General features: G+C 49.6%; 15 protein-coding genes. 3 read left to right on the top strand and 12 right to left on the bottom strand.

Features of this window, described 5'->3' with window-relative positions; genetic code table 11:
* Nucleotides 1–233 precede the first annotated feature (233 nt).
* Nucleotides 234–764: an NlpC/P60 family protein gene (locus tag WG891_RS12785; protein ID WP_337263067.1), complete on the top strand. Its 531-nt coding sequence runs from the start codon at nucleotides 234–236 to the stop codon at nucleotides 762–764.
* Nucleotides 765–881: 117 nt separating this feature from the next.
* Here the strand turns inward: WG891_RS12785 and WG891_RS12780 are convergent, their stop codons facing one another.
* The 3 genes from WG891_RS12780 to WG891_RS12770 all read right to left on the bottom strand — a co-directional run bounded on the left by WG891_RS12780 (nucleotide 882) and on the right by WG891_RS12770 (nucleotide 4442).
* Nucleotides 882–1922 (bottom strand): ABC transporter permease, encoded by a 1041-nt coding sequence (locus WG891_RS12780; RefSeq protein WP_337263066.1) that lies wholly within the window; start codon nucleotides 1920–1922, stop codon nucleotides 882–884.
* A gap of 17 nt (nucleotides 1923–1939) precedes the next feature.
* Entirely contained in the window at nucleotides 1940–3424 is a 1485-nt protein-coding gene (locus WG891_RS12775) for a sugar ABC transporter ATP-binding protein (protein ID WP_337263065.1), read from the bottom strand.
* Between the two features lie 88 nt (nucleotides 3425–3512).
* Nucleotides 3513–4442, bottom strand: a complete 930-nt coding sequence (locus WG891_RS12770; protein ID WP_337263064.1) for a sugar ABC transporter substrate-binding protein — start codon at nucleotides 4440–4442, stop codon at nucleotides 3513–3515.
* A gap of 500 nt (nucleotides 4443–4942) precedes the next feature.
* Between WG891_RS12770 and WG891_RS12765 the strand changes: the two genes are divergently transcribed.
* Entirely contained in the window at nucleotides 4943–5785 is an 843-nt protein-coding gene (locus tag WG891_RS12765; protein WP_337263063.1) for a class I fructose-bisphosphate aldolase, read from the top strand.
* Between the two features lie 94 nt (nucleotides 5786–5879).
* On the opposite strand, the gene tolA is transcribed toward WG891_RS12765, so the two are convergent.
* From tolA to WG891_RS12730, 8 genes are all read right to left on the bottom strand, one after another.
* Complete coding sequence (tolA, locus tag WG891_RS12760) at nucleotides 5880–6260, bottom strand: cell envelope integrity protein TolA (RefSeq protein WP_337263062.1); 381 nt, start codon at nucleotides 6258–6260, stop codon at nucleotides 5880–5882.
* A 659-nt stretch (nucleotides 6261–6919) separates the two neighbouring features.
* Complete coding sequence (locus WG891_RS12755; RefSeq protein WP_337263061.1) at nucleotides 6920–7303, bottom strand: hypothetical protein; 384 nt, start codon at nucleotides 7301–7303, stop codon at nucleotides 6920–6922.
* 239 nt (nucleotides 7304–7542) lie between these two features.
* Nucleotides 7543–7764 carry an Rz1-like lysis system protein LysC gene (gene lysC, locus WG891_RS27045; protein WP_443006156.1) on the bottom strand — a complete coding sequence of 74 codons (222 nt, stop codon included), beginning with the start codon at nucleotides 7762–7764 and terminating at the stop codon, nucleotides 7543–7545.
* Nucleotides 7739–8062: a DUF2570 family protein gene (locus tag WG891_RS12750; protein ID WP_337263060.1), complete on the bottom strand. Its 324-nt coding sequence runs from the start codon at nucleotides 8060–8062 to the stop codon at nucleotides 7739–7741. The genes lysC and WG891_RS12750 overlap by 26 nt, the downstream gene beginning before the upstream one ends.
* A complete protein-coding gene (locus WG891_RS12745; protein ID WP_337263059.1) occupies nucleotides 8059–8451 on the bottom strand; it encodes a M15 family metallopeptidase in 393 nt (130 codons plus the stop codon). Before WG891_RS12745 ends, WG891_RS12750 begins: the two co-directional genes overlap by 4 nt.
* A 364-nt stretch (nucleotides 8452–8815) precedes the next feature.
* Nucleotides 8816–10084, bottom strand: a complete 1269-nt coding sequence (umuC, locus tag WG891_RS12740) for a translesion error-prone DNA polymerase V subunit UmuC (RefSeq protein WP_337263058.1) — start codon at nucleotides 10082–10084, stop codon at nucleotides 8816–8818.
* Nucleotides 10084–10506, bottom strand: a complete 423-nt coding sequence (umuD, locus tag WG891_RS12735) for a translesion error-prone DNA polymerase V autoproteolytic subunit (RefSeq protein ID WP_337263057.1) — start codon at nucleotides 10504–10506, stop codon at nucleotides 10084–10086. The genes umuC and umuD overlap by 1 nt, the downstream gene beginning before the upstream one ends.
* A gap of 290 nt (nucleotides 10507–10796) precedes the next feature.
* Nucleotides 10797–11654: an NmrA family NAD(P)-binding protein gene (locus WG891_RS12730; RefSeq protein ID WP_337263056.1), complete on the bottom strand. Its 858-nt coding sequence runs from the start codon at nucleotides 11652–11654 to the stop codon at nucleotides 10797–10799.
* A 105-nt stretch (nucleotides 11655–11759) separates the two neighbouring features.
* Between WG891_RS12730 and WG891_RS12725 the strand changes: the two genes are divergently transcribed.
* Entirely contained in the window at nucleotides 11760–12140 is a 381-nt protein-coding gene (locus WG891_RS12725; protein WP_337263055.1) for a winged helix-turn-helix transcriptional regulator, read from the top strand.
* Nucleotides 12141–12554: 414 nt separating this feature from the next.
* On the opposite strand, the gene WG891_RS12720 is transcribed toward WG891_RS12725, so the two are convergent.
* The gene (locus WG891_RS12720; RefSeq protein ID WP_337263054.1) at nucleotides 12555–12896 is read right to left on the bottom strand and encodes a YebY family protein; all 342 of its coding nucleotides are present in this window, start codon (nucleotides 12894–12896) and stop codon (nucleotides 12555–12557) included.
* Nucleotides 12897–12921: the final 25 nt, after the last annotated feature.

The following is a 12921-nucleotide window of genomic DNA, read 5'->3' as shown; positions in this document are numbered from 1 at the left end:
CGTCCTTATTACCTGGTTTAATACGGTAATAAACTCAGACTCACGGCTAAAAATCATATTAATTAAAAGATTACGATCAGTGGCTTAACTCACCCGCTCCAAAACAGGACAATTTACAGCCAATTATTGGTTTATTTTTGAGCGAAAAGTGTGTGAAGTTTCGCCTTCCCCAAGGATCCATCCGGGCGTTATAACCAGGGATAGTTATTTAGTTTTCACTTTTGATGTCACTCATGCTAAAGATTTTTACTCCGTTACTTTTTGTTTTAACCTCATTATCCGTTTTTTCTGCCGCAGCGAGCACCAGTACCAACATCAAGCAGGATTTTTTTAATTCATCCTTTGCCAGCAGCAATAACCCTGATAAATCAGGGCATAGCGACACGCAGAGACTTAAAAAAATCCTGTCACACTATGATGAATGGGAAGGCGTACGCTACAAATTCGGCGGCAACTCACGTAAAGGCATCGATTGCTCTGCCTATATGCAACGCATTTTTGCCGATGAGTTTTCGCTCAACTTGCCAAGAAGCTCGCATGAACAGAGCAAGTTAGGCTCGCACGTTGCCAAAGGCGATCTTGCTACGGGCGATCTGGTGTTTTTTAAAACCTCAGCGCGCGAACGCCATGTTGGCGTGTACATCGGGGATGGCAAATTCCTGCATGCTTCCACCAAAGTGGGCGTGACGGTTTCAGAATTGGACAATCAATACTGGAAGACAAAGTACGTCCAGGCACGGCGCATCAATCCTGTCGCAGCCTGAATTCATTCTGGCCGCCGGTTAAACCGGCGGCCAGAGATACTCGTCATACTTCAAGCAGCATAGGGGTTGACTACGAACTGCCACCTACAGCAACTCGAATTATGTTGAGTATGGCGGTTATACTTTTTTGCGGTTGCGACGCATATCGATGGCCACTGCGGCCACGATGATGATGCCTTTGATAATGTCCTGAATATAGGAATCCACGCCGATAAAGGTGAAGCCGCTTTTGATCAGCCCGAGGATCACCGCCCCAATCAGGGTGCCGGTAATGCGCCCGACTCCCCCCATCAGGCTACTGCCGCCGATCACTGCGGCTGCGATAGCATCCAGCTCATAAGAACCCCCCATGCTCGACTGCCCGCTGCTGACGCGCGCCGCCAGCACCACGCCAGCCAGCCCCGCCAATCCCCCGGCAATGGTATAGACCGCCACCAGATATTTATTGACGTTGATGCCCGACACTTTGGCCGAGGTCATGTTGCCGCCAATGGCATAAATGTATTTACCATAGCGGGTATGCTTCAGAGCAACGTGGAAGATCACCGCGATCACCAGGAAAATAATCACCGGCATCGCACCTTGCCCGATCGCCGTAAAACCGTCTGACAGGAAACTGACCGGGTTACCCTTGGTGTAGTACTGCGCCAGACCTCGCGCCGAAACCATCATCCCCAGCGTGGCAATAAACGGTGGAATACCGGTACGGGTAATGAGGAAACCGTTGATAAACCCGCAGAGGATCCCAACGCCGATCCCGGCACTAATCGGAATAGCTGCGGGCAGATCGAGCAAAGCAGGATACATGGGGGAGATACTGTCTGAGGTTTGCGCCAGGCTGGCGGCCACCACCGCCGTCAGGGCAATCAGCGAGCCGGAGGAAAGATCGATACCGGTGGTAATAATGACCTGCGTCACCCCCACCGCAATAATCCCGATAATCGCCACCTGCAGCACAATCAGCAGCAAGCGGTTGGGGTTCAGCAGGAATGATTGATCGCGTATCGACCAACCGAGAATTTCAAAAATCAGCGCAATGCCGATCATGACAATAAAAATACCGGTGTCTTTCGGCATCTTGCCATTCAGGCCGGAAAGCAGCGAGGTTTTATTCGGCGCAGCCGCCGTGAAAGATTTATCCAGATTTGCGTTACTCATTGTGGGTCACCTTTAGGTTATTCCGAGGCTAGCGCCATGATTTTTTCCTGGTCTGCTTCATCTTGATCCAGGATCCCGGTGATGCGCCCCCCATGCATGACCATGACGCGATCGCTCATGCCAAGAATTTCTGGCAATTCCGATGACACTAAAATAATGGCTACGCCACGGTTCGCCAGTTCACTGATCAGCCGATATATTTCCGCCTTTGCACCGACGTCGATACCGCGCGTAGGCTCATCGAGGATCAATATTTTCGGTTGCGCTAACAGCCAGCGGGCAATTAACACCTTTTGCTGATTACCGCCGCTGAGATTATTAATAATCTGATCCATGGTTGGCGTTTTGATATTGAGCTTTTTAATTTGCTCCATGCAGTCTTGCGCCATTTGCACGTGGCTGACGAAACCGTTTTTGCCGATATATTCGGAGAGATTGACAATACTCATGTTCTCCACCACCGACAGCACCAGAAACAGCCCGGACTTTTTGCGATCTTCCGTCAGAAAAGCCAACCCCTGCTCGATGGCTTTTGACGGTGAATCTATTTTCACCGGCTGGCCTTCAATCAGGATCCTGCCCCCCTCGGCAGGATGCATGCCAAACAGGCTCTCCATCACTTCGCTGCGGCCCGCGCCCACCAGCCCGGCCACACCGAGGATCTCACCGCGTTTGAGGCTAAAAGAGATATCCTGGAACCAGCCTGCACGGCGTAAACCTTCAACCCGCAGCACCTCTTCACCGATGTTGTTATTGAACTTGGGGAACATCTGGGTTAATTCGCGCCCCACCATCATGGTGATCAGCGATTGTTTGGTCAGGTTTTCAGTTTTATCGCTGGCGATAAAGGTGCCATCACGGAAGATGCTCACTTCATCAGTAATCGCAAAGATTTCATCCATCTTGTGGCTGATATAAATAATCCCTTTCCCTTGCTCACGCAGCTCGCGAATAATCGCAAACAGGTGGACGACTTCCCCTTCGGTTAATGCCGAGGTGGGTTCATCCATAATCAATACGTCGGCGTTATAGGACACCGCCTTGGCAATTTCCACCATCTGTTGGCTGGCGATACTTAAATCCCCCACCAGCGTTTCCGGTGCTAATTTAATATTGAGCCGCAGCAGTAATTCGCGGGTTTTCTGGTTGAGTTCGCCGTGGTTCACAAAACCCAATCTGGCTGGTTCGCGCCCCAGCCAGATATTTTCGGCTACCGTCATATGTGGCACCAGATTCAGTTCCTGGTGAATCATCGAAATCCCAGAATGCAGGGCGTCGAGCGTATCGCTGAACGCCATGGGCTGGCCTTTGATTTTGATTGTGCCTGCGTCAGGGCGATAAATACCGATCAGACATTTCATCAGCGTCGATTTACCGGCACCGTTTTCGCCCATTAACGCATGCACGCTGCCCGGTTTGATTTTAATAGAGACGTTATCCAACGCTTTGACACCGGGAAATTGCTTGCTGATGCCTTCAGCCTCAAGCACATAGGGATGCATATCGCTCACCTCCGCCTTTATACCCAACACATCCGTACCTGATTGATCGCGGCAATCAGGCACGAAGGGAAAGTTCAGGAGCTAACCTTTACTTGTTGTTTTTACCAGCAAATTGCTGATAGTTAGCTTCGGTGATCAGTTGATAAGGGATCATCACGCTGCTATCGACCTTTTCACCTTTCACCAGTTGAATGGCAGTCTGGACCGCGCCCTCCCCCTGGCCTTTGGCGTCCTGGAAGATGCTGAGGCTGAGATCGCCTTTCTTGATAAACTCCAGCGCATCCGGTGTGCCATCAATCCCGGCAACCAGTACGCCGCTTTTTTTCGCCTGTTTCAGCGCCAGAATTGCCCCAATCGCCATTTCGTCGTTATTGGAAGCAATGGCATCAATCTGCTGCCCGGAAAGGATCCAATCGGTGGTGACATCCACCGCTTCTTTACGGAAAAACTTGGCCGTCTGTTTATCGACGATATGAATACCTGGATATTGGGCAGCCACTTCCTCAACGCCGCGAGTCCGATCGCGAGTCGCTTCGCTGGACAGCTCACCCAGCAGGATCATGACGTTGCCTTTACCCTTCATCAGCTTGGCCAGTTCTTCCATCTGCAGTTTGCCGGCCAGCTTGGAATCGGACCCGACATAGGCCATGCCGGCAGGCAGCGTGGCTTCAGGGCGACGGTTGACAAATACCAGCGGGATTTTGGCGTTTTCTGCCAGTTTAATCATCGGTTTCACCCCTTGGGTATCCACCGGGTTCAGGATAATGGCATCCACCCCCTGGCTGACAAAGTTCTCCACCTGCTGGATCTGTTGAGCAATGTCCCCTTTGGCATCTTCAAACTGGCCGCTGACACCGCCGGTTTCTTTCATTTTGCTTTGCATTGCCTGGCGCAAAATGGTGAGGAAGTTGTCATCAAAATGCGCCATCGATACGCCGATTTTGATGTCTTTGGCAAACACGCTGATTGGCAACATACACAACAGCACCGAGGTGACGATCAATTTCTTCAGCTTCATGTTCTTTACCCTTTTATCGTTAGAATGAAGAGGCCGGTTGACTCGACAGCCAATGAAAAATATTTTTTACATTCAAACAGCAATTTTCCTGTAACGATCTCCTTTATGCGGTGGTTCACTGCCTTTACTGCCCTAATCACACGGGATTAAAACGTTTCGGTGACACCTTTAAACAGATTAAAAACAATGCATTAATATACACCTTCTGATGCTGCCTTCGTTCCACACCCTAAAATCAAACATTTATTTCATAATTTAGATTATTGAAATTTTTTAACCCAAACAAGCGAAACATGCGTTTTGGAATGAATGGGTAACAAAAATATGACACGGATCTAACAAATGGCGTCTAAGCGCACCCAGCTACCAGCGATAGCTCGGCAGGCAAGCCTGTTTTTTGGCTTAAATGTGCGAACAGCAACGCAATTTATGCATTCCACCTGTCGTAATCTCCCCCGCTCGGCAATACTGAAATAACCACAGCGTCAGGAGGTATTGGCATGCAATTGAGCAGTAAAGTACGGATGAACCGCCTGTTTAATCAGGGAAAATGCCTTGATGTCGCGATCGATCACGGCATCGCTAACGAGCCTGATTTCTTGATTGGGCTGGAAAATATTGAGCTGGTTATGCACAGCCTGATTGCGGCACAGCCGGATGCTATTCAGGTCAACTATGGCCAGGCTGACCTGCTGCAAAACACACCGCTGCGCAATAAACCGGCTCTGGTGATGCGCACCGACGTTGGTAACGCCTATAACGCCGCTCGCCACCGCGAAATGTGGGCGGTGCTGCACAACCCGGAAGCCCCTATTCTGGCGGCATTGCAGATGGACGCCGCCGCCGTGGTGGTGAATCTGTACATGATTCCTGACGAGCCCGGCATTTTCCGCCAGTGTGTAGAGAATATCGGCCGCCTGCGCCACGCCTGCGAACGCTACGCCATGCCGCTGATGATTGAACCGCTGGTGATGGCCCCGGCGGGATTGGGGGCTGCCTACGGTTCACTGGGGGATGTCGAGAAAATGGTGCCATTGGTCAGGCTGGCACGGGAGTTGGGGGCGGATATCATTAAAGCCGATCCCACCGACCGGGTGCAGGACTTCCACCGCATTGTAGAGGCGGCGCGCTGCCCGACGCTGGTGCGCGGCGGTGGTAAAGGGGAATTGAGCACAGTGCTGGAAAAATCCGCCGCCTTGATGGCTCAAGGCGCCAGTGGGATGGTGTATGGCCGCAACGTGTATCAGCACAGCAATCCGTCACGGGTGGTCAGCGCGCTGATGGCGATCGTCCACAAAGGTGCCAGCGGTGAGCAGGCATTGGAGATTTATCATCAAGGTTGATTTTGCTGCTACGCCCGATAACGATCACGAATCAATATCGGGCAAAATGCTGATGCTCCAGGCAAGGGGGCGTTCTATTAAGCATTAAACTGAATTATTTCGGTTTGAATGATATTACGAGGCGTTGGAAATGTTTATAGACCTCATCATCCGGCGGTGCCGGGATTTCAGCGTTCTTTATTGCCTTGATACCGGCTTCGCAAAGTGGCTGATAGCCTTCTATCGCACTTATGTTAATCACGGTGCCATTTCGATCCATCGAGAATGAAACATCACATTCTTTTCCCTCGAAACTCTTTAAGCGGTACAATTTTCGCTCAATAGCCTCAGTGAGATCACGGATGTAAACCTGCAATCTCTCGGCCAAGAGAGCGGACTCTTTTGCTGCTGGGGGCAACTGTTTTTTTCTGGTGTTAGTGCTGCAGGCAGAAACCAACATCATGCTTATGCAGCAAATAAATATAAGCTTTTTCATAATAAAGAATCCCTTTTCAAAGCGGCCCTATCAATGCGTTTTGAGCGATAACCGGAAAATATGCTCTTACAGCTTCTTAACGCTGTTACGTAATGATTAATTGTAAACCATCACGGCGCTTGTTTTTTCATTATCGCAACAATCACGCCTTCACGTTCTGGCTCAAATCAGTTTCTCAGGCTGATTGGTAACTCACTCTTCAGCCTTTCAATAACTGACTCATTCGTAGCTATAATGGTGATGGCCGTTGATTCCCGTGCAATCTTAATCAGCTGAATGGCAAGTGCCTTAATTGCATCATAATTAAGAACCTCCTTACCCTTTTGATCTACCGTAGCATAATAACTGGTCGTAACATCCCTGACAGTATTTGCAGGAAATAAGTGATATCACTGTGACAGTGCTTACACTTAAGCGCAAGGCAGCATAACCCGGCCAAAGGCGTCGCCCTTCACCCAACGGGTTAGCCTTAGCTGACAAGCATTACACTTTACCCCCTCTTTTTTCGAACACATTCAGCATGCAGGACATTTTCTAAACGTGAATGCTTCGTCTAAGTAAACGGGATACTTACGGTAGCGAACAATGCCGCTCAGGCAACAAAAAGCCCATATCAGTGGGCTTAAATAGAGTGATTTAACCAGCAGGAGCGATAACCTTTAATCAGCCCATCCGGTCTTGGTTTCGAGAGGTGACTCTGACATGGTGTACTTCTCAACCACATCACCATTAAAAATAATGGCAAGATCTTTTTGGGTGCCCTTCATCCCGTTATGGAATAAACCATAGAATGGAATGTATGACTCCCCAGTGACTGTCGCTTCGACATATTCATATTTCCAGATTTCATTTTTTTTATCGGTAAAACTAACGTTATCCGGAGAACCCAGTATTCCTTTGATTTCAGCCTTGGTTGTCACACCTTCTTTAATCTTACTTTTTATGCTCGTTTGGGTTTCTTTATGCAGGTTTTCGTTGCCTGCTGAAGATGCGCAACCAGTCAACAGCGATGCCAGCAGTACAACGGCAAAAATCTTTTTCATTTCATCCCTTCCCTTAGACAAGTAACAACTCACTACATGGTAGCAGAGCGAGGAAACAGGACAATGACCATTAACGCTCTTTTCCAACAATGCTAAGTTTTACCTTGTTGGCACCGGGGTGCAGATACTTATGTGAGAAAGGTCGCGAGCATTCAGATGCTGATAGCCTGATTAGCTTCAGTTCGCTCTAGACATGAAGCAGCATTATCGATGGCGCTTATTGAGTGCCATCTGTAATGTTACTTTCCCGCGTTATCCTGCTGCCACTTAATCAGCCCATAAATACGTGAGGCGCATATATCAAGTTCATTCTGATTCACCTGTAGCGCCATTATCGCATCACCAAACGTTTCCCCAGTAAATGGCGTTTGTTCACATTGCCGGAGCAGTGCCGCGGGTGGATACACGTAGATCAGCTGCGGGGCTGGCTGCGGCTTATCTGCGCAAGATACGGCGAACATCATCAGGCAACCGCTGATTGCTGCAGCCGTTATTCTCCAGCGCCTTGCGTAGCTTTTCGTTATCAGCATCGGCTTTTGCCCTCTTCTGTTGTTCAATCTTCAACTGTTCCTCAGTAGCACGGCGGTCAGCACTGGCGGCATCTTTCAGCGCAATGATGGTCCCGTCACGGCTTTCTACTGCAGCCACCAGCGATTTGTTTTCCAGCCGGGCATTATCCAAATCGCCTGACAGCGAAGACGCATACCAACCGAGGCAGATGGCCACCAGCAGCAGGCTGATTAATCCGTATTTACTCATGCTGGCATTTCCACGTGAGGCGCATCTAAAAACTTGGCTGGGGTGTCACGTGGGTTATCCGTCCAGGTAATACCGAATCGCAGTGGAACACCCAGCTCTTTGCCAGCCTGGTGCATGGCATCAAGCACCGGTAGCCAGCATTTATAATTGTTCCAATCAGCGCCAACCGGCAGCAGATCTAGCGCATGCCCGGTAAGATGGCGGCTGGCCATCGTCTTACTTGCGCCTGCGGCGACCAACGCTTGCTGCCGCGCTGTGGTGCGCCTACCTTCGATCACTGTAAAATCGACAGTTGAAAGCTCAAGCGCCCGGCGTACCACTTTGATCAACTCGGGGTTTACGCCAACGAGGTTACCCTCGCTGCGTTGACCGAATCTGAAATTAGGCATTGCTACCTCTCCTTACCTTAAGTTGTCTCGCACATGCAGCACCGGAAAAAGCACCTGGTACGACATCTGCTTTGACTTTGAAGCCAAAAAAACACTGTTTGAATAAACAGTATTTCAAGCAGGAGGGGAGATAGATACCAGAAACCGTTTGGCAGCCAATGACACAACACGCATTAGCTCAGCCCAGAATTGCGGAAGTCTTCTACTCTGATGTAACTCACAAATTTTTTCTGACCTGTTACGAAGAAAACGTTCCTCTAGACGTGATCGAAAACCTCATTTCGGAAGCAAGAAAATTCCACCCACCAAAAACAATGGAATAATAGTCGGTTGGTTATCTTTTGTTTCAGCGTGATGACTCCGCTCAATACACCCTTGCATGAGGCAAATCACTGATCCTCGTCGTGTAGGCGGGAGACAGCATTTCACGCTTCATTTTCCATACCTGCTCGGTCCCCTGCCCGGCAAACCAGATTTTGCCACGGCCTGACTTGTTGATACGGTCTAACACCGCCATCAGCCGTTCGCTATTAGGCTGGGGTTGGTATTCATCGAACAGCCCCAACTGCGCCACGCCGTGGCTGAAAAAGTCTTGCAGCATCACGCCCCCTTTTTGATATCGATGACCGGGTTGCCAAATAGCATCAAGGCAACGTAAAGCGGCGGTGATAATGTCACGCGTATCCTGCGTGGGCGTGTACAACTGCATGCTGGCCGAATTGCCGTAGTAAGGCTCGTGAGGGGAAAACGGGCTGGTCTTAATCCAGGCGCTCACGTGCCGACAATACTGGCGTTCATCCCGCAATTTCTCCGCCGCACGCGTTGCGTACATGCAAATCGCCTGGTGCATGTGCTCGTACTCCGTGATGCGATCGCCAAAAGAACGGGAACAGATGATCTGCTGCTTGGTTGCCGCAAATTCCTCAAGGGCAAAACAGGGTTCGCCGCGCAACTCTCTCACCGTTCGCTCGATCACCACGCTGAAATTCCGCCGGATCATCGCCGTACTGGCATCAGCCAACTGCAGCGCCGTTTCGATGCCCATCACCTTCAGCTTTTTCGATATCCGCCGGCCGATACCCCAGACCTCTTCCACAGGCACCAACGCCATCAGCCTACGCTGCCGCGCCAGATTCAAGAGATCGACAACACCACCGGTTTTATCCCACTTTTTGGCCGCATAATTGGCCAGCTTTGCCAGCGTCTTGGTCTGTGCAATGCCAACGCCCACCGTCAGCCCAGTATCCCGCAGAACCCGCGCACGGATCTGCCGCCCAAAGGCTTCAAGCTCGATACAATTGCGCACGCCGGTGAGATCGAGAAAACTTTCGTCAATCGAATAGATCTCAATGCGCGGCACCATCTCCTCCAAGATAGCCATCACTCTGGCTGACATATCTGCATATAGCTCGTAATTGCTGCTGAAGGCAACGCCACCAGCACGCTCAAATTGTTCCTTGATCTTGAAATACGGGCCGCCCATTTCAAGCCCCAGAAATTTCGCCTCTTTGTTGCGCGCCACCACACAGCCATCATTATTCGACAGCACCACCACCGGCCGCCCGCGTAAATCTGGCCGCCACAGTGTTTCGCAGCTGACATAGAAGCTGTTCACATCAACCAGGGCATACACTATTTCAGCCTCGTGATGGTCGATACCACGACCCCGACGATTTCCATTCCATCACCACCGTCATAAAGCGGTATAGGCTGGTAGTTGGGGTTCATCGGCTCGAGCTGGGCAACTGGCCGCAAGCATAGCCGCTTGACGGTGAATTCTCCGCCGATGCTGGCAATCACGATGTCACCGTGTTCGGCGGTGATACTGCGATCGACCACCAGCATAGAACCATCCGTGATACCGGCCTCAAGCATGCTTTCGCCAGACGCCAGCAGGAAGTAAGTGGCGTTGGGGTGGCTGATGCAATACTCGTTCAGATCGATGCGCTTGTGTATGTAGTCCTGTGCCGGTGAGGGAAAGCCAGCAGGTACCTTGTCAGAGAAAAGTGGAATGTTGAATTTTAACGGGGTTGATGTTGGAAATGAGATTTTCATGCTGTGACTCTATACTGTTTTTATATACAGTATAGATATGTGGAATGGCAGGGAAAAGACGAATTTACTCAGTGAATGGTATGAGGCTGATCGATAAGGAAAGAAAGTTTCTGACCGCTGCCCCTCCCGATGTTTAACCCTAAACAAACATCACGAAGCCGGTACGGGGCAGCCTTAACTGTTATGTAGTGGCGGTTTGGGGAATTTCAACTGCCGGTATCGCTATTTGTGTGTCCGATATAATTGCAGGTAATGTGAGTTCACAAAATTGCAAACGAGAGTCACAGCCGTTAGCTCAGTGTTTCATCAAGCCACCTCTCAACATTTCGCGGAATGATGTTTAACCGTTGTTGTGCGCTCATAGCAGGAAAAATAGTATTGCCTGAAGTTTGCCACAGAGCCTGATATAGCCCTACCACAGCGTTAGCGGCAGGTCCGATCAGCGGCTCAACTAATTTGCCAAAATCTTGCGGTTTCATACTCTCGAATATGACATCACGACCAAGATACTTAGCCATGCCAGCCGCCAGATCAGGCCCCAATATTCCAGGCAACTGCCCAACACCAACAACACCTGTTATTTCAGGCTCATTCAATAAACGCTCAGCAACTTCCGCCACATCAAGATGTGAACTCCAAGACACAGGGAAATCGTCCCGAAGTGGATAATACAGTACCCCTTCGGATTGCACCGGATCGAAGACCATAGGTAGCAGCAGGTTTTCCAGATACAAACGGGGGGCGACTACAGCGGTAGAGATCCCTGTTTTCTGCACACCATCGATCAGGATATTAATTGCCGAATTATCGGCTGCTTGCAGCAGTGATCCAGGTTCGTCGATGATGGCGCCACTGGTAGAAATAACGACACGCTTTGGTCTGGCTAATTTGACGGCCTGGACGATATTGTGTGCATAAGTAACACGGTCTGCTTCAGAGGCTAGTGGTAAGTGAATAAACACCCCCTCCGCTTCACGGTAGGCCATAGCCAAGGATTCAACAGAAGCATTATCAATTTGTACTGTCGGCACTCCAGACAGTCTGTCGATATGTCGTACTGCAGCAATCGCCGGTTTGCCTGACTGACAAAGGCGTTTGAACAATGGAGCCCCTTGAGCTCCCGTTGCACCATGAACAATGTAGGCCATAAAAGTCATCCTGAGTTAAATGAAATAGGGTCAAGTGATATACTGAAATTCCATTGTTGCATATACTGCACCAGTTACATCAACTGCACTAATAGGGAATTTTTCATGTCTCGCTCTGAATTTCCAAGTTGTGGCGTAGCCAGATTTCTAATTCTTTTAGATGGCCCATGGGCTACGTTGATCATACGTGAGCTATTACATGGCCCACGACGCTTTACCGAATTGCGTAAAGCTTTACCTGGTATAAGCGCACACACGCTTACCCACCGACTTAGGCAGTTCGAGAATCATGGTTTGCTCACGCGTTCTGCCTTTGCTGAAACACCACCACGCGTTGTGTACGACTTGACTCCATTTGGGCAAAGCTTACGCGAGGTATTAGAAGCCATGCAGCGATGGGGGGATGCTTTACCTGAAGAGGTGATTGTTGCGGTAACTTCTGCGGGCATGCTGTGTGATGCAGTCATGAGCAAACAGCAGACTTAATGATCGAATATACAGGCTCAAAACAACCTTACAATTTGCAATGAAGTTGTTGGGGCATAAATCGGTGAAAATGACGGACAAGTATCTCGATACGAGGGGGAATAAGTACGTGATGCTATAAAAGACCGGATATCAAAATTCGGATAGGCGATAAATCTCCCTTATAAATCAATAAAATAAAAAAAGACCGAATACGATTCCTATATTCGGTCTAGGGAAATGGCTCTTGGGAGAGAGCCGTGCGCTAAAAGTTGGCATTTATGCAGGGCTTACTCAGCCATGCACTTTAAGAATAGCTTAAGGTGCTAGTTTTGCCAGCCAGCCACACGGCAAGTGATAATTTCACAAAGAAATTAATTAGAGATAATCCCACTTCCCCGTCAACCTTTTCATAACCTATTGGTGGACAAGCGCTTACTCAGCACAAAGTTTTTCCGCTCTTGTACGAAAAACTTCAACGCTCATTTTCTTGCCTGGATTATTGGCATCATCCAGCAGAATCACATCCAGAGGCTGAGCTCGCTGTTGCCCCGCTTTCACCTGCGCCTGTGCGGCATCGTTCAGTGGATACTGCATTAACGTACTGTTGTTGAGCACAAACAGCGCATTACCCTTGCGGCATTGCAGCGTCACTTCCTCTTTGGTGAACGCCCACTGTTTGCCGTATTCCAGTTTAGTGACGTTAATCAGTTTATCTGCCGCCAATGCGCTGGTTGCCGTCGCCAGCAGTGCGATACCAAGAATTACAGATTTCATGAGATGGCCTTAAGGTTGCAATTTA

The sequence above is a fragment of the Serratia sp. MMO-28 genome, assembly GCF_037199905.1.
Taxonomy (GTDB): Bacteria; Pseudomonadota; Gammaproteobacteria; order Enterobacterales; family Enterobacteriaceae; genus Chania; species Chania oryzae.
This window is presented reverse-complemented; position numbering and strand designations above follow the sequence as displayed.